24 protein-coding genes are annotated in these 22,112 nt (G+C 60.3%); 11 read left to right on the top strand and 13 right to left on the bottom strand.

Translation table 11 applies throughout. The features are described from left to right. Positions 1–6 precede the first annotated feature (6 nt). A complete protein-coding gene (locus tag FHP24_RS18635; RefSeq protein ID WP_246091834.1) occupies positions 7–1,005 on the bottom strand; it encodes a DUF1624 domain-containing protein in 999 nt (332 codons plus the stop codon). A gap of 14 nt (positions 1,006–1,019) precedes the next feature. Next, the gene (locus FHP24_RS18630) at positions 1,020–1,712 is read right to left on the bottom strand and encodes a DUF599 domain-containing protein (RefSeq protein ID WP_139677742.1); all 693 of its coding nucleotides are present in this window, start codon (positions 1,710–1,712) and stop codon (positions 1,020–1,022) included. 255 nt (positions 1,713–1,967) lie between these two features. Between FHP24_RS18630 and FHP24_RS18625 the strand changes: the two genes are divergently transcribed. Together FHP24_RS18625 and FHP24_RS18620 are read left to right on the top strand one after the other, a co-directional pair. Continuing rightward, positions 1,968–3,368, top strand: coding sequence for an L-serine ammonia-lyase (locus FHP24_RS18625; RefSeq protein WP_139677741.1), 1,401 nt, complete (start codon positions 1,968–1,970; stop codon positions 3,366–3,368). Positions 3,369–3,439: 71 nt separating this feature from the next. Next, positions 3,440–3,877, top strand: a complete 438-nt coding sequence (locus FHP24_RS18620; protein WP_139677740.1) for a DUF1489 family protein — start codon at positions 3,440–3,442, stop codon at positions 3,875–3,877. On the opposite strand, the gene FHP24_RS18615 is transcribed toward FHP24_RS18620, so the two are convergent. The 6 genes from FHP24_RS18615 to FHP24_RS18590 all read right to left on the bottom strand — a co-directional run bounded on the left by FHP24_RS18615 (position 3,874) and on the right by FHP24_RS18590 (position 9,138). Further along, the gene (locus FHP24_RS18615) at positions 3,874–4,152 is read right to left on the bottom strand and encodes a hypothetical protein (RefSeq protein ID WP_139677739.1); all 279 of its coding nucleotides are present in this window, start codon (positions 4,150–4,152) and stop codon (positions 3,874–3,876) included. The genes FHP24_RS18620 and FHP24_RS18615 overlap by 4 nt on opposite strands. Positions 4,153–4,236: 84 nt before the next feature. Then, on the bottom strand, positions 4,237–5,751 hold the full coding sequence (locus FHP24_RS18610) for a serine hydrolase (protein WP_394344644.1): 1,515 nt from the start codon (positions 5,749–5,751) through the stop codon (positions 4,237–4,239). Positions 5,752–5,864: 113 nt separating this feature from the next. Continuing rightward, positions 5,865–6,626 (bottom strand): hypothetical protein, encoded by a 762-nt coding sequence (locus FHP24_RS18605; RefSeq protein ID WP_139677738.1) that lies wholly within the window; start codon positions 6,624–6,626, stop codon positions 5,865–5,867. A gap of 122 nt (positions 6,627–6,748) precedes the next feature. Then, the gene (locus tag FHP24_RS18600; RefSeq protein ID WP_139677737.1) at positions 6,749–7,360 is read right to left on the bottom strand and encodes a transglutaminase-like cysteine peptidase; all 612 of its coding nucleotides are present in this window, start codon (positions 7,358–7,360) and stop codon (positions 6,749–6,751) included. A 489-nt stretch (positions 7,361–7,849) separates the two neighbouring features. Further along, positions 7,850–8,461, bottom strand: coding sequence for a PilZ domain-containing protein (locus FHP24_RS18595; RefSeq protein WP_139677736.1), 612 nt, complete (start codon positions 8,459–8,461; stop codon positions 7,850–7,852). Positions 8,462–8,544: 83 nt separating this feature from the next. Continuing rightward, positions 8,545–9,138 (bottom strand): PAS domain-containing protein, encoded by a 594-nt coding sequence (locus FHP24_RS18590; RefSeq protein ID WP_139677735.1) that lies wholly within the window; start codon positions 9,136–9,138, stop codon positions 8,545–8,547. Between the two features lie 218 nt (positions 9,139–9,356). Between FHP24_RS18590 and FHP24_RS18585 the strand changes: the two genes are divergently transcribed. Both FHP24_RS18585 and FHP24_RS18580 read left to right on the top strand, forming a co-directional pair. After that, the gene (locus FHP24_RS18585; RefSeq protein WP_246091855.1) at positions 9,357–10,085 is read left to right on the top strand and encodes a rhomboid family intramembrane serine protease; all 729 of its coding nucleotides are present in this window, start codon (positions 9,357–9,359) and stop codon (positions 10,083–10,085) included. 126 nt (positions 10,086–10,211) lie between these two features. Further along, positions 10,212–10,646 (top strand): CBS domain-containing protein, encoded by a 435-nt coding sequence (locus FHP24_RS18580; protein ID WP_139677733.1) that lies wholly within the window; start codon positions 10,212–10,214, stop codon positions 10,644–10,646. Between the two features lie 49 nt (positions 10,647–10,695). Here the strand turns inward: FHP24_RS18580 and FHP24_RS18575 are convergent, their stop codons facing one another. From FHP24_RS18575 to folE, 3 genes are all read right to left on the bottom strand, one after another. Beyond that, positions 10,696–11,658, bottom strand: coding sequence for a patatin-like phospholipase family protein (locus FHP24_RS18575; protein ID WP_139677732.1), 963 nt, complete (start codon positions 11,656–11,658; stop codon positions 10,696–10,698). A 107-nt stretch (positions 11,659–11,765) separates the two neighbouring features. After that, positions 11,766–12,230, bottom strand: a complete 465-nt coding sequence (gene hisI / locus FHP24_RS18570) for a phosphoribosyl-AMP cyclohydrolase (protein WP_139677731.1) — start codon at positions 12,228–12,230, stop codon at positions 11,766–11,768. Between the two features lie 5 nt (positions 12,231–12,235). Beyond that, positions 12,236–12,862, bottom strand: a complete 627-nt coding sequence (folE, locus tag FHP24_RS18565) for a GTP cyclohydrolase I FolE (protein WP_139677730.1) — start codon at positions 12,860–12,862, stop codon at positions 12,236–12,238. 277 nt (positions 12,863–13,139) lie between these two features. Between folE and FHP24_RS18560 the strand changes: the two genes are divergently transcribed. The 4 genes from FHP24_RS18560 to FHP24_RS18545 all read left to right on the top strand — a co-directional run bounded on the left by FHP24_RS18560 (position 13,140) and on the right by FHP24_RS18545 (position 17,351). Then, positions 13,140–13,586, top strand: a complete 447-nt coding sequence (locus tag FHP24_RS18560) for an iron-sulfur cluster assembly scaffold protein (RefSeq protein WP_139677729.1) — start codon at positions 13,140–13,142, stop codon at positions 13,584–13,586. Between the two features lie 267 nt (positions 13,587–13,853). Beyond that, positions 13,854–14,219, top strand: coding sequence for a membrane protein insertion efficiency factor YidD (yidD, locus tag FHP24_RS18555; protein WP_139677728.1), 366 nt, complete (start codon positions 13,854–13,856; stop codon positions 14,217–14,219). 118 nt (positions 14,220–14,337) lie between these two features. After that, positions 14,338–16,356 carry a threonine--tRNA ligase gene (gene thrS / locus FHP24_RS18550; RefSeq protein WP_394344643.1) on the top strand — a complete coding sequence of 673 codons (2,019 nt, stop codon included), beginning with the start codon at positions 14,338–14,340 and terminating at the stop codon, positions 16,354–16,356. Positions 16,357–16,466: 110 nt separating this feature from the next. Beyond that, a complete protein-coding gene (locus FHP24_RS18545) occupies positions 16,467–17,351 on the top strand; it encodes a 1-acyl-sn-glycerol-3-phosphate acyltransferase (RefSeq protein WP_139677727.1) in 885 nt (294 codons plus the stop codon). Positions 17,352–17,357: 6 nt separating this feature from the next. Here the strand turns inward: FHP24_RS18545 and FHP24_RS18540 are convergent, their stop codons facing one another. After that, entirely contained in the window at positions 17,358–18,410 is a 1,053-nt protein-coding gene (locus tag FHP24_RS18540; protein ID WP_139677726.1) for an alpha/beta hydrolase family protein, read from the bottom strand. A 154-nt stretch (positions 18,411–18,564) separates the two neighbouring features. Beyond that, positions 18,565–19,557, bottom strand: a complete 993-nt coding sequence (locus tag FHP24_RS18535; RefSeq protein ID WP_139677725.1) for a hypothetical protein — start codon at positions 19,555–19,557, stop codon at positions 18,565–18,567. A 117-nt stretch (positions 19,558–19,674) separates the two neighbouring features. On the opposite strand from FHP24_RS18535, the gene FHP24_RS18530 reads away from it, so the two are divergent. The 3 genes from FHP24_RS18530 to FHP24_RS18520 all read left to right on the top strand — a co-directional run bounded on the left by FHP24_RS18530 (position 19,675) and on the right by FHP24_RS18520 (position 22,106). Further along, positions 19,675–20,247, top strand: coding sequence for a nitroreductase family protein (locus tag FHP24_RS18530; RefSeq protein WP_139677724.1), 573 nt, complete (start codon positions 19,675–19,677; stop codon positions 20,245–20,247). Positions 20,248–20,260: 13 nt separating this feature from the next. Further along, entirely contained in the window at positions 20,261–20,866 is a 606-nt protein-coding gene (locus FHP24_RS18525; protein ID WP_139677723.1) for a flavin reductase family protein, read from the top strand. Between the two features lie 112 nt (positions 20,867–20,978). Next, positions 20,979–22,106, top strand: a complete 1,128-nt coding sequence (locus tag FHP24_RS18520; protein WP_139677722.1) for a DUF2336 domain-containing protein — start codon at positions 20,979–20,981, stop codon at positions 22,104–22,106. Positions 22,107–22,112 lie beyond the last annotated feature (6 nt).

Below are 22,112 nucleotides of genomic sequence, written 5' to 3'. Positions count from 1 at the left end.
GGGCCGTCAAGGCTGCCCGGCGCTGATCGAGCATTCCTGCGCCATGATCTGGATACGATTGTCCTGCGCGCTGATCGTACCGCTCTGCAGCGGTGTCATCAGCTGCTCACCGATCAACTTGTCTGCCGTGCAGCCGCAGAACCGCTGGCAGAGCGCCGCATCTCCTGTTTCGCGCAGGCAGCTCGGCTGGCAACTGTTCATGTAGACCAGCCGGGGATCGGGTGCAGGAGCCGGCGAGATCAGCGAGAACAGATAGACGAGCGCGAGCAGAATCGGCTGGTGTACCAGATAGACGATCAGGCTGTTGCGACCCGCCTTGGCGAGTATCGTGTCGTTGCGCTGCAGTTCGGCCAATCGCCCCGTCCAGCCGCGTATAATGGCGAGGCGTGTGATGGCTATCCCGGTCAGCAAGGCAGCGAGCCATGGAAACAGCGGCACGTAATCATTCGAGCGTGGCGGGAATTCTGAAAATCCGATCCAGGCCAGCCAGCGTGTATCGAACAGGGGGGACTGCAGGATACCGGGCATGACCGTGGCGTCGATAATCATGCCTGCGACGATCAGGATCGGTATTGCGAAGGCGATCCCCAGAGGTGCCCTTAGGAAGGCGAGGCCGATCAGGCTCGACAAGGCGATATTGTGCAGGATGCCGAAATAGATCCATTCCTGCGGAAAGGCGAAAAGCGTGGCGACGCTGATGGCGATTGCGGCGCCGGCAACGATGGCCAGTCGCTTGCCGAACGAATGCCAGCGAATGCCGCGGCCATGCGCCAGCACGAGGCTGACGCCGGCGAGAAACAGGAACGAACTGGCGATTGCCCGTGCATAAAGCCGGAAGAAGCCCTGGGTGGCCGTGCCGGGATCGACATAGCCGAAAAACTCGAGATCCCAGGTGAAATGATAGGTCGCCATGGCGATCAGCGCTATGCCGCGAAACGTATCGATCAGCAGTATGCGCGGCGGGCGCTCGCCTGTCGGCTGCGTGGGGGTGTCGGCTGAAGTCACTCTACTTTAAATCCTTAGTCGTCATCCATGATGGCGAGCCGCGCCTCGGAAAAATACTGGCGGCGGACCAGCGCGACGATGATGATCACCGTCGTTGCCATGAACACATAGGGCCCGGCGAACCATCCGAGATAGCCGATCGACAGAAAAAGTGTCCTTAGGCCGGAATTGAAGTGTTTTGCGGCAATCATGTTCATCCGGATGACGTGATCGGCAGCCCGGCGTGCAGTCTCGGGGTCGGCTTCGGCCTCCCTGGTCATTGGCAGTCCGCCAAAAAGGATCGTGCAGTAGTTGAACAGCCGGTAGGCCCAGCCGAACTTGAAGAAAGCGTGGCCGAGAAGGAAGGCCAGTCCACCAACCTTCATTTCGAAGACCGCTTGCCCGCCATAAGGAACGTAGGGCAAATGGGAGAAGACCGCATTCACCTTGTCGGTCGAGCCGAGAAGCGCGAAGCAGCTGCCCAACGCGAAGATCGACGACGTGGCAAAGAAGGCGGTACCATTCTGCAATCCGGCGAAGATCTGCGTATCGATCATCCGCAACTCGCGCTTTAGCGAATTGTAGATCCAGCGATGCCTGCGCTCGACCATGGCCTGGTTAAGGCTCTGCCGAGGAAGAAATTTTCCTCCCGAACCCGCTGAGAACCAGGAGTAAGCCGCCCACAAAACGGCGAAGAGGGCGAGCGCGATGTAATCTGCAAGAATCATGGGAAACTGCCGGGAGCCGAAATCGTATCGCCGAACTTTTGCGTTGTTTCGGCGTCGGCGGCAAGAGGACCAACCATTCCGGTACAACAGTTTGTGCGGACTTGCGCATCTGCGGACGAGGTCGCATATGAGATCCGCGCGTGATGTCGTTGTTGTCCAATAGGGTGTCGGAGCGTCAACATGACGGCACACTCATATGACATAGGCTGAAATCGACCTTATTCGCGCAGCCAATATCTGGATTGTTGAACTTCCATGTTTCTATCCGTATTCGACGTTTTCAAGATCGGCATCGGTCCTTCGAGCTCCCATACGATGGGGCCTATGTCGGCTGCGAACCGGTTTCTCGAACTCATTCTGTCCGACGACTGGCCGCGCCCCGCCGGTGCGCATGTCGCGGGCCTGTCCGCATCGCTGCACGGATCGCTCGCCTTTACCGGGATCGGTCATGGAACGGGCAGGGCGGTCATTCTCGGCCTGATGGGCGAAGCGCCGAACACGGTCGATCCCGACCGGATGGACGCGATCATCGACGAGGTTGAGCGGACCGGACGCGTGACGCCACCCGGTCACCCCGCCTATGATTTCCAGCCGAAGACGGACCTGGTCTTCGACAAGAAGCAGCCGCTGCCGGGTCATGCCAACGGCATGAGCTTTTCGGCGCTCGACAAGGACGGAAGGCTGCTCCTGAAGCGCATCTATTATTCGATCGGCGGCGGTTTCGTCGTGACCGATACGGAGCTTGCGGCGATGCGCGCGACGAAGGATGCGGCCGGTGGCGAGCGTGTGCCCTATCCATTTTCGACCGCCAGGCAGATGCTCGACATGTCGCATGGCGCTGGTCTTTCGATTGCCCAGATGAAGCGGGCCAACGAACTGACGCGGACAGACACGCAGGCGCTCGATGACGGTATCGACGCCATATGGGAGGCGATGAACGGCTGCATCGATCGCGGCCTGAAGGTCGACGGCATCATGCCGGGCGGGCTGAAGGTCAAGCGGCGGGCGAGGGCCATCCATGATCGTCTCAACGAGGAATGGCGCAGCAACCGGCCAAATCCTCTTTTGGCGAACGACTGGCTTTCCGTTTACGCGATGGCGGTGAACGAGGAAAATGCCGGCGGTGGTCGCGTCGTGACGGCACCGACCAACGGGGCGGCCGGCGTCATACCGGCGACGCTGAAATATTTCCTGCATTTCCACGAGGACGCGACGAAGGACGACATTCGCGAGTTCCTGCTGACGGCCGCCGCGATCGGCGGCATCATCAAGCACAATGCCTCGATTTCCGGCGCCGAAGTCGGCTGCCAAGGCGAGGTTGGTTCTGCGGCCGCCATGGCTGCTGCCGGGCTGGCCGCAGTGATGGGCGGTTCGGCGGAGCAGATCGAGAACGCAGCCGAGATCGCGCTGGAGCACCATCTCGGCATGACCTGCGATCCGATTGCCGGCCTCGTCCAGGTACCCTGCATCGAGCGCAATGCGCTGGGCGCGGTGAAGGCGGTCACTGCGGCGTCGCTTGCCCTCAAGGGCGACGGAACGCATTTCGTGCCGCTCGACGCCTGTATCGAGACGATGCGCCAGACCGGCAACGACATGAGCGAGAAATACAAGGAGACCTCCACGGGCGGGCTTGCCGTCAACGTGGTGGAATGCTGATTCCGCGCGTCTCTGTGGACCCGATCGGGTTTTGACTTGACTGGCGGGACTTACGGGTCTTCAAGCCAGTCATGGCTCTTCATCTCATCAAGCTTTGCGTCGGCGCGGACAGTATCCAGGATCTCAGGGATTGGGTATCGGAGCGGTCGCTGACCGCCATGGCTGTCGGCCTGGAGCCGCACAGCATCCACACGACCCGCATGGTGCCGAAGCGGGTGGACGAACTGCTCGATGGCGGTTCGCTTTACTGGGTAATCAAGGGGCAGGTTTCCGCCCGGCAGAAGCTGCTCGATCTGCGCACTGTCAAAGGTGCCGACGGCATCCAGAGATGCGAGCTGGTTCTCGGTCCCGAAGTGATCGAAACCGCATCGCAGCCGAAGCGGCCGTTTCAGGGCTGGCGGTATCTGAAGGACGAAGAGACGCCGCGCGATCTCGGTGCGCTGGGCGACGATGTCGCGGCGCTTCCCGAAGACCTGCGCCGCGAACTCTCGGATCTGGGTCTGCTTTAAGCGATCGTCTTGGGCGGAAGCTTCATCCGCACCGGTGCGCGGCCGGAATGGGCTGCTACATGCAGATGGATGCCGGCCTCGGGCTGAGCCTGACGCCAGGCGCGTGCGCCATGGCTGAGCAGAAGCGAGACCAGATCCCTCGTCTTTTCCTTCGAGCGGGTCAGGCCAAGGCCTGCAAGCCGCATCGCCGCTTCGTGAAGCGGATTGAGTGCCACACCCTTGGCCCGGGACAGATGGGCCGTTCCGAAATTGGCGCTATTTTCATTCATTCCCATCGGAAACCCCGTTTACACATTACAATTCGAGATTTCGCCGCACCGTTTCCGATGCGGTGTCGAGGAAGGGCTCGCGCCCCGCCCTCACTGCATGGATGCCCAGCAGCCTACGCCCTTTTTCTTCAGAACGTTGCAGGCATCGACCGCGGTCTTCTGGTCGTCGAAACCACCAAAACGTGCGCGGTAGATCTGTTCGCCCTTGTTGCTGAAGGCGACCGTGAATGGTTTGGCGGAACGCAATACCTTGCCGCCTTTATCCTGCGCATTCTGCAGGAGATCGAAGGCCATCTTCTCGCTCGGAGAGACGCCAATCTGAATGACCCAGCCGGATGTGACCGAAGTCGATGTGCTTGCGCGGGTCGAAGCCGTGGTGACCTGATCGACGGGCTCGGATGGCAGATCGCGCTTGCTGGACGCTGCTTCCCGCTTCGGCACGGATGCCGGAGGGGTGAGTGCTGCGAGAGCCTGGGTTGCCGACTTGCTCTGAGCGCTTTCACCGGCATAGGCGGACGCTGAAGCCATTTTGGGCACGGCGAGCGGAGCCGTCGGGCGCTGTTCGCGCTGTTCGTAACGTGCATCCGGAAGCGGACCGCTATTGGGCAGATCGAGCGCTGCGACCTGACGGCCTTCGGAAACTTCGGCAGTGACGGCCGGAGTACGCGGCACGGGTGTCGCGGGAGCGGCCGGTGCCGTCTGGGCGATCAGGTTGGAATTACCGCCGCGGGAGGCTTTGGGAAGATATTCGGCAACCAGTTTGCGCATCGTGGCGTCACGGGCGGCACTCGAACGTCCGCCGAGAACGACTGCGACGATCGAACGTCCATCGAACTGCGCCGAGGTGGCAAGGTTGCTGCCGGCAGCGCGCGTGTAACCGGTCTTGATGCCGTCCACGCCCTTGACGGTGCCGACGAGGCGATTGTGATTGCCGATTGTCTGCTTGCCGAACTGGAAGGAACGGATGCTGAAATAACCGTAATATTGCGGAAAGTGCTGACGCAGCGCGATGCCGAGGCGGGCCTGGTCGCGGGCCGTCGTCATCTGCGCAGTATTCGGCAGGCCGTTGGCGTTGCGATAGGTCGTGCGGGTCATGCCGAGCGCACGAGCCTTGTTGGTCATCAACTGCGCGAAGCGTGCTTCGGAGCCGCCGACATATTCGCCGAGCGCCGTCGCCATGTCGTTTGCCGAACGGGTGACAAGCGCGCGAATGGCGTCGTCGACAGAGATGCTGCCGCCGGCGCGGACGCCGAGCTTCGACGGTGGCTCGCTCGCAGCATGTGCGGACACAGGCACCTTCGATTCGAGGCTGAAGCGGCCTGCTTCAAGCGCTTCGAATGTCAGGTAAAGGGTCATCATCTTGGTGAGCGATGCGGGGTAGCGCAGACCATCAGGGTCTTCGCCATACAGCACCTTGCCCGACTTGGCATCGACGACGATGCCTGCATATTTGGGCTCCGCGCGCGCCGGTTGAGCCAAAGCGGACAACGACAACGCTATTGCGAAGAGATATCCGAGACGTTTCGCCTGCACTTTCACTGCACCCTTGGGAAGGGACGCCGGGAACATGGTTTTCAACACTGCCGCACTCATCGATTCTGTCATTTTTCAATAGATCCGGACGTGCCCCCACCCCAGATCGCTAGGGGACCAATCTAGGAGATCAGCGTTACCAAGAGGTTTATGATGAACGGCCACTTACTTCGATTTGAAGCATTTTAGTTGCCTTTCGGGGCGGGGTTGCTGCCGGTGGCATCAATCCGCGCGCCGACAAAGGATGCAACTGCGGCATCAATATGATCCCAGTCCTTCAAAAGGCTGCTGGAGAATCGATAAAGTACGCTGAGATCGCGGCCGACATGGATGTCGCGCTGGCAGTCGCCGCTGGTGGCGCGTTCCTCTGCTGCCGGAAGAAGGCAGCGCACGGCGAAAGGCGGCTGGCCGGGACGATCCGCCGTCAGCAGCACTTCCGACCCGTAACCGCTGGTGTTCTTGAGGTGGTGAAGGGTCAATCCATCGCCGAACGACTCGGCCGGGCCATCGAAGAGCTGGCTATAGATTGGCTCCAGGCGGCCCGACATGTCCTTCGACATTGTGCTTTGGGAAATCTGCAGGAACAGCAGCAGGTCCGGGCGCCCGGCATTGTCGAAACTGTCACGGTATTCCTGGCTGTAACCCATCAGGCCGGGCCAGGTGAGATAGAGATCTATCCGCTCAGCCGGACCCGAACGGCGTTGCTCGGCAAATCGGATGGTGTTTTCGGGGATATGCAGCGTGTCCTCGCCAATCGTGATGGCAAGTGCCGCACCACTTTCGGAATGCCCGCCGAGCGCCATGCGCTGACCGAGCCAGCGCCCACCGATGCTTATCGCCAATGTAACCAGTATGAGCAGGATGGCGGCGAGCGTCAGGCACAGCAGAAACCGGTCGGAAATCAGCGGCAGGTCTTCCTGCGGCGGCGCTGTGGCGCGGCGTGTCATGGCTTGGCCCCGTGTCCAGATGTCGTTATGCGGGACCGGAACAGGATACGGGGTCCAAACGCCTCTGCCCGCGATAGTCTCGCGGGCAAGGTTAATTTTCGGTGAATTCGGTGGTTGGTTGCTTACTGGCTGACACTGCCGACAGCGATCGCACGGCCATCCTGCAGCTTGACCCAGCGGGAGGGATCAACGTTATCCTGACGCTTCAGGTAGGTGTATTCGGTATCCGTCCAGAGAAGGACCTTGTTGCGCATATTGTCGAGGACGTAATCGCCACGATCGGTGCGCACGGTGAGTACGGCATGGCCTTCACCGCTTGGCTGCAGCACGACGGTAATCAACAGGTCCGATGCGTCAAAACCCTTCTGCATCAGCATTCTGCGCTTCAGAAGAACGAAGTCCTCGCAGTCGCCGGCCGTGGTCGGGTAGGTCCAGTATTCCTCTACACCATAGAGCTCCTGGTCGGTCATCGGGGTGATCTCGGTGTTGACCGTGTAGTTGACGTCGAGCAGCGTCCGCCACTTGTCTTCCGTCAACGCTGCCGGACCGGCGTCTCCCCTGAGTGGCTTGCATTCGCTCGCATAGTTCTTGCAGAACTCGTAGTGGCCGATCGGCGGGCTGGCCTTGCCGATGACGCGCATGGCTCCGGCCGGCATCGCGAAAGATGGTGTAGCGGCGGCGATCGCGATGGCGGCGGTCAGGAGTACCTGTGCAAGTCTTTTCGGAAGCGTCATTTTTCTGTCTCCCCGTGGTTGGAGCGACAGTGCCGGAAAGATTTTGAGTGAACGCAAAATAGCGTCGTAAAATCAAACGCTTATTCTAATCGATTTCGAAGAAAAACCGAATAAAACACGCGCAGTATTCGACTCGAATGCGCAGAAAATTCGCGACAAATTTAGCTAAAATTCGAGATGAATTCGATCAGTCGGCGGGTAAGTCATTGGATTTTCGAGGTGCCGGTTCGTCTCTGTCGCGGCTGAGCGGGCAAGGAGCCGGGGCGGTCTGTCTCTGTTCGGTGTCGGCGGCAGCGCTTGCGGAGGTCGAAAATGGAGTGAGAACGGCCCGTGACATGGTCAAAACCACCGCGAAAAAAATCCCGAAAAGATACATTTTTTCGACCCTGGCCGATTTTCGAACAGGCGGACGCAAAAAATCCGCTCATGCCGTGCCGATTTCGGACGCGGCGATGCAGCGGCTGGTCGATGAATCGGTGATCGGGTGGTTTAAAGGAAAGAGGTCAGGGCTTCGCGTGACTGGACCGAGGCGAACTCGATTGCGACGCCTTCCATGAAGTGACGCACGACGCGGCCACGCATGCTGCCGAGCCGGACAGGCGTGCCGAGAGCCGGACGGATCTCGACATCGACGGCGGCGCCGGACAAGGACAAGTCCATCAGGCGGCAAGCATATCGGCTGCCGTCTTCAAGCGTCAGTTCGGTCAGGGTGTTGCGCGGTGTCAGACGATCATGGCGCCGATCTTCCGGCAGGCCGAGTTCGTGCTTGTTGGCGATCCAGGTCAGCTGGGCCGCCAGCTTTTCGCGCTTGCGTTCGGTCGCATTGATCGACAGTACGAAACCGTCGTTCGACAGGCTGAGCACTGTGCCTTCGAGGCGTCCCAGGTGGTCGAGATAGGCGATGACCCGTTCGTTCAGGCGCGGCTGCCCGGCGCAGACGAAACTTACGTCGCCGGGCGACATGTCTACCACCGAGCAGGGATATTCCTCGTGATCGGCCAGCATCAGTCTTCCTTCGACATTGACCGTGACGCGCTGAAACGAACGCTGGGCAGCGATCGCATGCGTCGGTTGGGTCTGTGCCGGCTGGAAGGAAAACATATCGGTACGATTGGCTCTGGGCTGATACTGAACCAAACAGATAACATTAGGCAGTTAACAGATGGTTGTCCCAACGCGCGATGTTAACGTCCGGGTTGGGTGAATTTCTGGCCGACAAGGCGGCGGAAGAAGGTGGCTGGCATTGCGGTAGAGACGTGGCTATCGGCGCTGACGGTCGGTCGTGTGCCGTCGGGTTTGACAAAGCCCCAGCCCTCGAAAGCAAGGCCCCGTATCGGCAGTGCGGTGAACGGAAGCTGGCTGTGGCGCGGGACAAGCGCTCCGAGAACCCGGTCGCTTCGGTACCCTTGCGAACGCATCGGCATCAGAAGCAGATCGTGGGCATAGTCATCCTCGCCATGCGACAGGCGGATATCCAGCAGCGCCGGCCTTTCGTAGAACAGAACATGGTTGAGAATCGTCGTCGGCGTTTCGTCTTCGGTGCCAAGCCACATGGATGCGTAATCGAGGCCGCGAAGTTCGCGATCGAACAGTTCACATATCCGTGTACCGGCAAGAGCGAAAGTCGGGTTGGCCGGGAGGGTCGCGTTGACAATGAACAGATGTGGCAGGAAACGGCGCAGGGCCGACGGATCGATCTCGGAACGCAGAGGGGCTGGCCGGCTTCCTCTTAAGCCGTTCCAATAGTTAAAGATTTCTTGTGTTGCCGTGTTTCTCATGCGTTATTCCTGTCCAATAATGATCCAGAATACCCCTTGGAGTCGTGTGGATAGGCTTCATTCAGCGAAAATCGTGCCAGTTGGAGCGTGAACGCGGCCGCGCCGTCGCTTTCCGCATGGGGCCGGCTTGCCCGCGTGGCTTTTCAAGCCTGAAACGCTGCTGTATGCCTGCTGGACTGTTGATGACGGAAGGATTGGCCATGGACGATAGGCCCGACATGGCCCCCGATGACGAGGCGTTTTCAGACAACGGAAAACGCCAAAGCCAGCCCATCTTCAATATGCCCGGCATTATGCTTGCCAGCATGGCGCTCTTGGCAGTGCTCTACGTCGTCCAGGAATATATGCTGAGCGCGGATGCGCGCGCCGAATTCATCGTGACGCTGGCATTCACGCCCGTCCGCTACATCTTCCCGCTGTCCGAGCAGGGTTTGGAATGGCTCTGGACGCCGGTCACCTATTCGCTGCTTCACGGCAGCGTCGAGCATATCGCTTTCAACGCCCTGTGGCTTGCCGCCTTCGGCACGCCGGTGGTGCGGCGGATCGGGACGGTCCGCTTTCTGATCTTCTGGATATTGTCGGCTGCGGCCGCGGCTTTCTTTCATGCCGGGATTCACTGGGGTGAAGAGACGCTGCTGATCGGTGCTTCCGGCGTCGTCTCGGCGCTGATGGGTGCGGCATGCCGTTTCGCTTTCCCCGATGGCGGCGGTTATGATCGCACGCACGGCCATCTTTACCCACGCCAGTCGATCCTGGGCGCGTTTTCCAACCGCACGGTGGTGATCTTCACCGCCATGTGGTTCCTCGGAAATATTCTCGTGGCCGTCGGCCTGCCGCTGATCGGCAGTGATGCAGGCGATATCGCCTGGGATGCCCATATCGGCGGCTTTCTTTTCGGTTTCCTGCTTTTTGGTCTTTTTGATCCTATTCGCTACCGTGAGGTGTAGAGGCTTCCGCTTGAACTCGCCTCGGGCCCGATCTACAATCCCAGATGCATGGAGAAGGTGCCGGAAATCTCGGAGGAGGAGAGATTCGGCACGTTGATGGGTCATGTGGATTGGTAAGGAGAAAGCATGTCGACTACCGTGAAGATGATGCTTGACGCCAAGGGGCGCGCAGTGGAGACGGTCGAGCCGGATCGGAAGCTGCTGGAGGTTGCGACGGTTCTGAACGACAGGAAGATCGGTGCTGTGATCGTTGCCGGTCTGGAGGGACGAATCGCCGGCATCTTTACAGAGCGGGATCTGGTCAGGACGATTGCAACGCATGGCGTTGCAGCACTGGAACAGCCGGTCCAGACGATGATGACGACCGGCGTGACACGCTGTCGGGAGGACCAGACGGTCGAGGAAGTCATGGAAATGATGACCGGCGGCCGTTTCCGCCACGTACCGGTCGAAACCGATGGCAAGCTCGCCGGAATTATCTCGATCGGCGACGTGGTCAAGGCGCGCATGCGCGAGGTCGAGCACGAGGCCGAGCAGATGAAGGCCTATATCGCCAGCTGACGGCAGACCGAAACGCGACTGCGAGATTTGAAAAATTCCTCGCCCGCGCTCAGCGGGCGAACACTTCCTGTATGCGCTTCAGGGCGCCGATCTGCGCCATGGTTTCCTCGTAGCCGCGTTCGATCGCTTCGCCGGCACGGTGGAATTCCGACAGGCCGATATCGCTCAGGCGCGGATGAAGTGCCAGATCTGGCGGATCGCCGGCCAGGCGGGCGCGGGAAATGCGCTCTTGGATGATGTTGAACGCCTGCACCATGGTGGCCGTCATGCCGACGCGCGCCGCATCCGACTTTTCCCTGATCACCTCGTCGAATGTCTGGACGCTGGCATTGTGCTTGACCACGGCCGAGCGGCCGAAAATGTCGTAGTTCAAATTCACCGCGACGACGAGCGGCTGTTCATAGGCGCGGCAGACGGAGGTCGGCACCGGATTGACGAGGGCACCGTCGACCAGCGTGCGGTTGTTGCATTTCACCGGCTCGAAAATGCCGGGCAGCGCATAGGATGCTCGAAGACCGGTGATCAGCGAACCGCTCGAAATCCAGATCTCGTGGCCAGTCAGAAGTTCTGTTGCAACGGCGACGAAAGGACGGTCGAGGTCCTCGATGCTAAGGCCCTCGAGATGTTCCTGCATCCGTTTGGTCAACCGCATGCCGCCGAGCAGGCCGCCGCCGCCGATGGTAAGATCGAGCAGTGCCGCGATGCGGCGCATGGTGAGGGATCTGGCAAACGTTTCCAGTTCGTCCAGCTTGTCGGCCAGGTAACATCCGCCGACCAGCGCGCCGATCGAGGTGCCGGCGATCATGCCGACTTCGATGCCGGCTTCGTCCAGTGCCCTGAGAACACCGATATGGGCCCAGCCGCGGGCAGCCCCGCCGCCAAGCGCAAGTGACAGTTTCGCTTTACGGGGAGGGGCGATCGCGACAGGCGGCGTCGGGTTCTGCACGCCCGTCAAACCTGCATCCTGCGATGCGGGCTGACGATCCTGACGGTTCCAGCTCCAGTTCAGCATTGATCCATACCCTCCTGAGCCGATCATTGCGTGATCGGTAATTAACGCATCGGATGGTTTCGAAAGCGTTTACTCTGGCGGGAGCTGGATCGGAACGAGGCGGGTACCTATTCGGTCGGCTTGCTGGAATACACGGCTTCAGGATCAAAATGACGCGCATCATCCCTGATTTCAAGGATGGTCCTGTCGTCATCTTTTGTTACGGCCCGATAGAAACAGGAGCGGCGGCCGGTGTGGCAGGTGGCGTCATGGCCTGCAACGGAGACCTTCAGCCAGATCGCATCCTGATCACAATCGGTGCGAATCTCATGCACGGTCTGCAGGTTGCCGGAGGTCTCGCCTTTCTTCCACAGCGATTGGCGCGAGCGGCTGTAATAATGGGCAATGCCGGTATCGATCGTCAGCCGCAATGATTCGGCATTCATATGGGCTACCATCAGCAACTCGCCGTCGCCGGCATCGGTAACGACGGCGGTGATCAGGCCGCTTGCGTCGAAGCGCGGCGTGAAGAGGCCGGCGCCCTCCAGCTCGACCTTGTCGGTGGACGGTGCCGGAAAATCCTGGGCTGTCATGTCGATTACCTGTTGCGGGCAAGCGTGAAGAAACGTGCCTGCTCGGTCGCGTTGGTCTTGAACTCGCCGGTAAATGTGGTGGTCAGCGTACGGGAGCCCTGCTTCTGTACGCCGCGCATTTCCATGCACATATGTTCGGCTTCGATCAGCACGGCGACGCCACGCGGCTTTAATGTGTCTTGGATCGCGTTGGCGATCTGCGCCGTCATATTTTCCTGCGTCTGCAGCCGGCGGCCGAAAATCTCGATGACGCGGGCTATCTTCGACAGGCCGAGGACCGGGCCGTTCGGCAGATAGGCGACCGTCGCCATGCCCTTGATCGGCAGCATGTGGTGTTCGCAATGAGAGAAGAAAGGAATGTCGCGCACCAGTACGACGTCGTCGAAGCCCGACATTTCCTCGAACGTGCGGCCGAGAACCTCTTCATATGACTGGTCATAGCCGGCAAACAGTTCGCGATAGGACTTGGCGACACGCGTCGGCGTGTCGAGCAGGCCTTCGCGCGTCGGGTCATCGCCTGCCCATCGCAGCAATACCCGAACGGCTTCTTCGGCCTCTGCCTGGGAAGGGCGGGCCTGATCCTTGCTCGATTCCTGGCCCTGGGCCGGAAAATTCTTCACAATCGCATCCATCTATGATCTCCCGATGCGGTTCAAGGCCGCATCCGACATACATACAGGCGTCTTTTAACGAGAAAAACGCCCAACACATCTCTGTCCGTGCCCGTTATCTGATGGCTGACGGGGCTTTTGACAAGATATTCTGTTTCACCGCAGATCGAATTCGGCAAAAACCTGCCTTATTGATCGCTGTATGATGCCATCACATATAGAGACTAACGACTTTCTTCGATAGCTCACCTTACGCTACGATCCGTTCACCGGATCACGACGAAGCGGACGAATTGGTATGGACGACATCTACAGCAACAGGATCCTGGAATTCGCCGGTAACATCACCCGCAGCGGCGCAATGCCCGATGCGGATGCGAGTTCGGAGAAACATTCCAAACTCTGTGGCTCGAAAGTGCGCGTCTATCTCAAGCTGGATGGCGATTTGGTGACGGATTTTTCCCATGAGGTCAGGGCCTGCGCGCTCGGGCAGGCGTCGTCGGCGATCATGGCGCTGCATGTGGTCGGTGCAACCTCAGGCGAACTGCGTCAGGCCCGTCTCGATATGCTGGCCATGCTGAAGGATGGCGGCGAGGGGCCTGTCGGCCGCTTCGAGGAGATGCGTTATTTGAGGCCGGTGAAGGACTACAAGGCCCGCCACGCCTCCACCATGCTGACCTTCGATGCGGTAGTGGATGTGCTCGACCAGATCGAGGCGAAGCAGGTGGACAGGCTGGAGGCTTGAATTGAGCGCTGCGGCAATCACCCCCCTCTGGCCTGCCGGCCATCTCCCCCACAGGTGGGGAGATCAGCTGGGCGCGGCCACTCGTTCCACAGCAAACGATGCCACTTGGCGGGAAACGCGTCACCAACATTGCCAAACTTTCCGTTTGGCGAAACTAGGGCCGCGAGTCGATCTCCCCCCTCGTGGGGGAGATGCCCGGCAGGGCAGAGGGGGCCCGGCAGGCGCAAAGGGGAAACGGAAAGCCGCTGCTTCCGCCATGTTCGTCTGATGTGCGGCTCCCCCGACTGCAGTCACGAAAAACCATCACAGCCAAGCCGGTCCCGTAACTGGCAGGGACAGTTCCGCAAGACACCCGGACGGCTTCTCGGCATGGGTTTCATCCGCTTCTACCAGCTGACGCTGTCCGGCTTTATCGGCAATTCCTGCCGCCATATCCCGACCTGTTCGGAATACGGTTACGAGGCCTTTGCCCGGCACGGTTTCTGGTCAGGTTTCTGGCTGACGTTGTTCCGGGTCGTCCGTTGCGGACCGGGCGGGACGAGCGGGCTTGATCCGGTACCCGATGCACTCGCGACCGGCTATTGGCGATGGATGCCCTGGCGGCTCTGGCGTGTCGGTCGAAAGACCTCGTAACCTTTACTCCGCAGCGATTTTTGACTATCACGCACGCGTTCGATGCCGCGCCGGAAAAGCCGCGCGGTCCTTTTTTGACCACCCGCATTCGTTGGCGGGACTGGACAGGAGAATTTTGATGTCCGTTTCCCTTACATTTCCCGATGGCTCCGTCCGCGTCTTCGACGCTGGCACGACCGGCTTTGCCGTTGCCGAATCCATTTCCAAGTCGCTGGCCAAGAAGGCCGTGGCAATCGCGCTCGACGGCGAGCTGCGCGATCTCTCCGATCCCGTCACCGATGGTCGGATCGAGATCGTCACCCGCACCGATCCGCGTGCGCTCGAACTGATCCGCCACGATGCCGCCCATGTCATGGCCGAGGCCGTGCAGGATCTGTGGCCCGGCACGCAGGTGACGATCGGCCCGGTGATCGAAAACGGTTTTTATTACGACTTCAAGCGCATCCATCCGGACAGCCGCGAAGACTGGCCCTTCACGCCCGACGATCTGCCGAAGATCGAAAAGAAGATGAAGGAAATCATCCAGAAGAATGCCGCCTTCACCAAGGAAATCTGGACCCGCGAAAAGGCCAAGGACGTGTTTGCCGACAAGGGCGAGGCCTACAAGGTCGAGCTGGTCGACATGATCCCGGAAGGCCAGGACCTGAAGATCTACAATCAGGGCGGCTGGTTCGATCTCTGCCGCGGTCCGCATATGGCCTCGACCGGCCAGATCGGCACGGCCTTCAAGCTGATGAAGGTTGCCGGCGCCTATTGGCGTGGCGATTCGACCAAACCGATGCTGACGCGCATCTACGGCACGGCCTGGGCAACCCAGGAAGAGCTGGACCAGTATCTGCATGTTCTGGCGGAAGCCGAAAAGCGCGACCACCGCAAGCTCGGCCGCGAAATGGATCTGTTCCATTTTCAGGAAGAAGGTCCGGGCGTGGTGTTCTGGCACGGCAAGGGCTGGCGCATGTTCCAGACGCTGACGGCCTATATGCGCCGCCGTCTGGCCGGTACCTATGAAGAGGTCAACGCACCGCAGGTGCTTGATGCCTCGCTGTGGGAAACGTCGGGTCACTGGGGCTGGTACCAGGAAAACATGTTCGCGGTAAAATCCGCCTACGCTTTCACCCATCCGAAGGACGAGGAAGCGGATAACCGTGTCTTCGCGCTGAAACCGATGAACTGCCCGGGTCACGTGCAGATCTTCAAGCATGGTCTGAAGTCTTACCGCGAACTGCCGATCCGTCTTGCCGAATTCGGTCTCGTACATCGCTACGAGGCGTCCGGTGCGCTGCACGGCCTGATGCGCGTGCGCGGCTTCACGCAGGACGATGCGCATGTGTTCTGCACCGACGAGCAGCTGGCGGCGGAATGCCTGCGCATCAATGCGCTGATCCTGTCGGTCTACGAGGATTTCGGCTTCGAGGAAGTCGTGGTCAAGCTGTCGACGCGTCCTGAAAAGCGCGTTGGTACCGACGATCTCTGGGATCGCGCCGAAAGCGTGATGACCGACGTGTTGAAGACGATCGAGGAACAGTCGGGCGGCCGCATCAAGACCGGTATCCTGCCGGGCGAGGGCGCGTTCTACGGTCCGAAGTTCGAGTATACGCTGAAGGACGCGATCGGTCGCGAATGGCAGTGCGGCACGACGCAGGTCGACTTCAATCTGCCGGAACGTTTTGGTGCCTTCTATATCGACGCCAATTCGGAAAAGACCCAGCCGGTGATGATCCACCGCGCCATATGCGGTTCGATGGAGCGTTTCCTCGGCATCCTGATCGAAAACTTCGCCGGCCATATGCCGCTGTGGTTCGCGCCGACGCAGGTCGTCGTCGCGACGATCACCTCGGATGCTGACGATTACGGCCGTGAAGTTGCCGAACAGCTGCGCGATGCCGGACTGCAGGTCGATACCGACTTCCGCAACGAGAAGATCAACTACAAGGTCCGCGAGCACTCGGTTGCCAAGGTGCCGGTGATCATCGTCTGCGGTCGTCAGGAAGCCGAGCAGCGTTCGGTCAATATCCGTCGTCTCGGCTCACAGGCACAGACGTCGATGTCGCTCGACGAGGCGCTGGCCTCGCTTACCGACGAAGCGACGCCGCCGGACGTCAAGCGCCGCAAGGCTGCCCGAAACAAGGCTGCCTGATCGCCAAACGATCGACAGCGCCCGTCATCCACGGGCGCTGTCAGAATTCTGTCATTGGACTGCAATATTCTATCCCCCTCATCAATGGCGGATATTCCGCGGAGAGTGATTTGCGCTTCAAGGAACTTTCCTACGCCAACGAGCGTGATCCCAAGCTGAAACGCTGGTTCATCCGTTCGATCGAGGGCCTTTCGGGCCGTGACCGTTATGCCCGTCTCTACGATATCTGGCGTATCGACATCGTCGGCAAGACCGATCGCGTGTTCGGCAAGATGCTCGACCTGATCGATGTCGAACTCGATGTGCAGGGAGAGTGGCTTCCGGTCGTCGAAGACGGCCGCCCGCTCGTCATCGTCGCCAATCATCCTTTCGGCATCGGCGACGGGATCGCGGTTCTGGCCATGGCCGAACAGCTCGGCCGTCCGTTCCGCGTGCTGATCAACAACGAATTGCTGAAGGTGCCGGAGATCGCGCCCTATTCGCTGCCGGTCTCCTTCGAGGAAACCAAGGAAGCACTGGCGATTAACATGCAGACCCGGCACGAGGCGCTGAAGCTTCTGAAGGAAGGCGTGACGATCATTATCTTCCCGGCCGGCGGGGTTGCCACGGCCAAAAAGGGTTTTGGCGTGGCGCAGGACCTGCCCTGGAAGATCTTTACGGCAAAACTGGTGCAGGCGGCCAAGGCCGATGTCGTGCCGATCTATTTCGACGGCCAGAACGGTGCGCTTTTCCACATAGCCAGTAAACTGTCGCTGACACTCAGGCTGTCGCTGCTGATCCGCGAGTTCAAGCGGCTTTCGGGCAGTTCGATCCGGGCGCGGGTGGGCGCGATGATGAGCTGGGAAGAGCTTTCCGGCATCCGCGACCGCAAGGATCTGCTCATAGTCCTGCACGACGCGGTGTTCTCGATGCGCCCGATACGGCAGTCGCGCCTCGCCAAGTTCCAGCAGAGGCGCCTTGCCGCACAAGAGATCGTCGGCAGAGAAGCGGCCTGATCCAATTCATCGGCCCTGGTTCAGGGCGTGATCGAATGCGCTGACGACCATGTCGATCATCTGTCCGTGAATTTCGCTACGGCTTCGCCCTGCGCCATCCGAGCAGATCGGATCCCCTATGTCTTCGGCTTCGGCAATCTCCGCTGCTCCAGGTTTGCACTCTGCGAACATGCTGTAGTGGCTGGCATCGCTGATCGTTGAATAGCGCGCGTTTGGAATGGCCTTTGCAATCTCGCCGGCCTGCGTCGTCCTTGGGATCGTCCCGGGCATGCCGAGATTGACCAGTTCGACGGGGATCGAGATGCCGGAAAAGCTGCTGAAATCGAAGACATCGACGGGCGCGGGATCGATCGCCATGGCAAAGCGGATGCGACGATCCGTATTGCTGCGGCCAGCCAGACGCAGATCCATGGCATGCAGATCGACGCCGCTTTTCCTCACCCATCCACATAGCGACTGGTTGAGCATGTCCGTGTCGCAATAGCTCGCCAGCCGCTGAGGATCGATCCGTGCGCCGGCGATCGCCAATGCGGTGCTGCCGCCCATCGACAGACCGAGCATGCCGACCCTCGAAGGTTCGATATGGCCTGCGAAAGAAGCATCCTCGCTGACTGCATTCAAAGTCGCGGTGATATCCTGAGGGCGGAGCCAGAGCTTCATTGTTTCTGCCGCGGACCGGTTCGGTCCGGAATTCCCGGGATGTGTCGGGGCCGCAACGATGACTCCGTGTTCTGCCAATGGTGTCGCGAGCCAGCTCAAGGCCTCCGGGTTTCCGGCAAGGCCCGCGCCATGGGACAGCAATATGAGGGGATATTTCCCATGCCGGACCAGCGCATCGTGCATTGCCGGCGTGCTGATGAAAAAGACGCTTTCCCCGAGTGTGACAGGCTTGCCGCCTCGTTCCGCGGGATACCAGACGGTCACCGCGAGATCGGCGCCGCGCTCTTTTGAATGGGCTGTAATCTGACGCATGCCGACATTCTCGGTCGCCAGCCCCGGCTGTCTTGCTATCAGAAGGGAGGTGGCGATCGCCACAAGTATGGTGGTTGCGAAATTCATCCCGGTTCTCCTGTGCCATCATCGCCATGCGCTTTCTGCTGCGCTCGGCTGTGTCAGGTTCAGGGTCGAATGAAATTAGAAAGGGCGCGACCTCGATCATGATCAAGGTCGTTTTTTCGATATAAAGCCTGCTGCGAGATGAGAAAGTAGCCGCTTAATCCTGCGGCTCGACGGCAGCCTGTGCGCCGGTATTGCGCGGATTGCGCATCAGCACTTCGACATCGGTGTTGCGGCCGGCTTTGACGCTGAATTCGCGCTGATAGATCTTGTCCTTGTTGCGGGCGACGGCGAGGTATTCGCCTTCCGACAGGACCATCATGGAAAAGGCGCTGACGCTTTCATTGACGACGTCACCGGCGGCCGTCAGCACGGACCATGCGGTATCGGCAATCGCTTCGCCGCCGGGTTGCGAAACCAGCTTGAGGGTGATCTGGGCCGCCTTATGCTGCATTACCGCCTGGGTGAGCTTGCCGGCCTCGACCTGGATATCGGCGCGCACAACGGCGTTAATGTCGCCATATTCTGAAACGATGTGATAGGTGCCGGCGTTCAGCCGCACGATCGTGTTCGGCTTGACGTCTGACATGACAAGCGCGCGGTCGCCGTTGTCGCGCACCTCGGAGGAGTAGACGGAAAAGCTGAGCTGTGCCGGGGGGATGCGCTGGTCGGCCCCTGCAACTGCATTCAGCACGAAGCCGCCCGCATCGAGCACGAGGGTCTGTTCGGAGACATTGCCTTCCGCCGGAACAGTCAGCTTCTTGGTGATGCCGGCGCGGCCGAAGGCGCAGTTGACGAAATAGTCACCGGGCGCCAGCTGGAAATCGGCCGAACCGCCATCCGAGCTTGCCACGAGCGGCAGCTTGCCGTCTTCGCCGGCGATCGGGCTGAACACCCTCCAGGCGAGGCCGTCCTTCATCACATCGCCGTTATTGGTCAGTTTGGCGCTGAAACGCACGTCTTTGGCAACGGCGCTCTGAGGCAGGATCGAGGATGGAGAAAAGGCGTTCAGCTTCGGCATCTTGGCGGAGCTGTCGAGCTGGCGAAAACTCTTGAATGCGTCGGCATCCTGCGCGTGACCGCCTGTCGCCAGCAGAAGCATCAACGCTTGTGCAAGGAGTATACGGCGAGCAATGAAAGTGCCTGACATTCGATGACCGGTTGACTCTTGTTTTACGACTGGCCACTTGAAGACCATGGGAAAGGCAAATTCAAGGCCTCATTCTACCACACCCCTAACACAGCCCATCAAATGAAGGTTTCCGACATGAATAATGACGTAAAGCTGATCGATTACCTGCGCGGACGTCATTCGACGCCCGTCGCGCAGATCAAAGGGCCGGGGCCGGAAACCGCCGAACTTGAAGAGATCCTGACCTCGGCCGTGCGGGTTCCCGACCATGGAAAGATCGCTCCCTGGCGGCTTGTCGTCTATCGCGGCGATATCTGCGCCTCTCTCGGCGAGGCCTTCCTCGAAATCGCGTCTGCGCAGAATGGCGAAATGACCGAGGCCGCGAAGGAAGCCGAGCGTGTGCGCTTTACCCGAGCACCATTGATCGTCGGCGTCATCAGCCGCGCCGCGCCGCATGCGAAAATCCCGGAATGGGAGCAGGTCCTGTCTGCCGGTGCCGTCTGCCTCAACCTGCTGATGGCCTGCGAAGCGCGCGGTTACGTCGCCAACTGGCGCACCGAATGGGTCGCCTATGATGAAAAGGCGTTGAAGGCGCTCGGCATCAAAGAAGGCGAGAAGGTTGCCGGCTTCATCCATATCGGCTCCAGCGATTTTCCGACACCGGACCGGCCGCGCCCGCAGCTTTCCGACATCCTCACCTATGCCTGAGGCGGGGCATTCCATGTTCTACCGCACGGATACCAACGACCACGGCATGGCGCATGATCCCTTCAAGGCTATCGTCGCGCCACGGCCGATCGGCTGGATCGGCACGAAGGGCAGGGACGGGTCGCTCAACCTGTCGCCCTATTCCTTCTTCAATATCGTGTCCGACAGCCCGAAACTGGTGATGTTTTCATCCTCGGGACGCAAGCACAGCCTGAGGAATGCCGAGGAAGCCGGCGTGTTCACCGCGAGCCTTGCCAGTCGCCATCTGGCGGATCACGTCAACGCGTCCTCTGCGCCGGTCGATTACGGGGTGAACGAGTTCGAGTTGGCGGGATTGACTGCCGCGATGGGGCAGGTGGTCGATGCGCCCTATGTGGCCGAGGCCTATACCGCACTGGAATGCCGCCTGACCGAAATCATCCAGCCGAAGGGGCTGGATGGCGAGAAGGCGCAATCCTTCATGGTCTTCGGCGAGGTGGTGGGCATCCATATCAGCGAAGAGATCATCCGTGACGGGCGAATCGCCATGGATCTCGCACGGCCGATCGCCCGGATGGGATATATGGATTATGCCGATGGTGGCTCGGATGTGTTCCAGATCAAGCGCCCGACCCGATAAAGGCGGAGCGAATATCGGGGTTAATAAACGTGGTGAACCAATATTAACCTTTCGGAGCTAGCTTTCGGACAGTCGGGCCGTTCAGGCATCGGCCAGATTTCCGGGGCGCATTGTGATCGTACAGGCATTTCTACGTTGGGCTGAAACGGCAAGGACCGGCGAGCGGGCAAGGGCTGCAAACGCACTGGCCAAGGCGTTCGTCCAGTCGGCGCTCGGTCCGGACGAACATCGTGCCGCGATGATGGCGATGACCTATCTTCTCGATGACCCGTCGCCAAAGGTGCGGCTGTCGCTTGCTCAGGCGCTCGCATCGTCCGACGCCGCGCCGCGGGCCATCATCATGTCGCTTGCCGAAGACCAGCCGGAAATCGCCTGCACGGTGATCGCCTGTTCACCGGTTCTGCGTGATGCCGATCTGGTCGAACTTGCCGGCCGGGGCGATTCGTTCACACGGTCTCTGGTTGCGGCGCGTCCCTCGCTTGGCTACAGCGCTGCCGCCGCGGTCGCGGAAGTGGGCGACGGTCCCGAAATCATCCTTCTTCTGGAAAACGAGACGGCCTCGATCAGCCGTATTTCGTTGCGCCGCATGGCGGAGCGTTTCGGCCATCTGGCGGATGTGCGGCACATGCTGCTCGACCGCAGCAACCTTCCGGCCGATGCGCGGCATATGCTGGTCGCGCATGTGGCAGCGGCGCTTGCCGATTCGGACCTCGTGACGCGAACGATCGGCGCCAAACGCATCGATATCGTCACACGCGAAGCCGGTGACGAGGCAGTCGTGGCGATTGCCGGATCGATCGCGCAGGATGAAATTCCCGCGCTGGTCGAACATCTGAAGACGAGCGGTCGGTTGACGCCGGCGCTTCTCATCCATGCGCTGTGCAGCGGCAAGGTCGATTTCTTCGCGTCGGCGATCGTGTCGCTCGTCAATCTTGAAGAACGTCGCGTGCGCGCCATTCTCGCCACCGGCAGGATCCATGCGGTCCGGGCGCTGTTCGAGGCAGCCGGCATCGGACGGGATATTGTCGCCGTCTTTGTCGAAGCGGTGTTTCTCTGGCGGCGTGCGGCGGCAGGGGCTGGGCTCGATACCTGCTATTTCGCGCTTCTCGAGCAATTCGACGGTTCGCGCGGAGATGGCGGTGCCATCGGGCAATTGCTGGATATGGTCGACCTGCTTCACCGTGGCGAGATGCGCCGCAATGCGCGGTCCTACGCCGCGGATGTTTCGCTTGTCGCCTGACCGGTC

It is taken from the genome of Aliirhizobium smilacinae (assembly GCF_006335145.1).
GTDB lineage: Bacteria > Pseudomonadota > Alphaproteobacteria > Rhizobiales > Rhizobiaceae > Neorhizobium > Neorhizobium smilacinae.
This window is presented reverse-complemented; position numbering and strand designations above follow the sequence as displayed.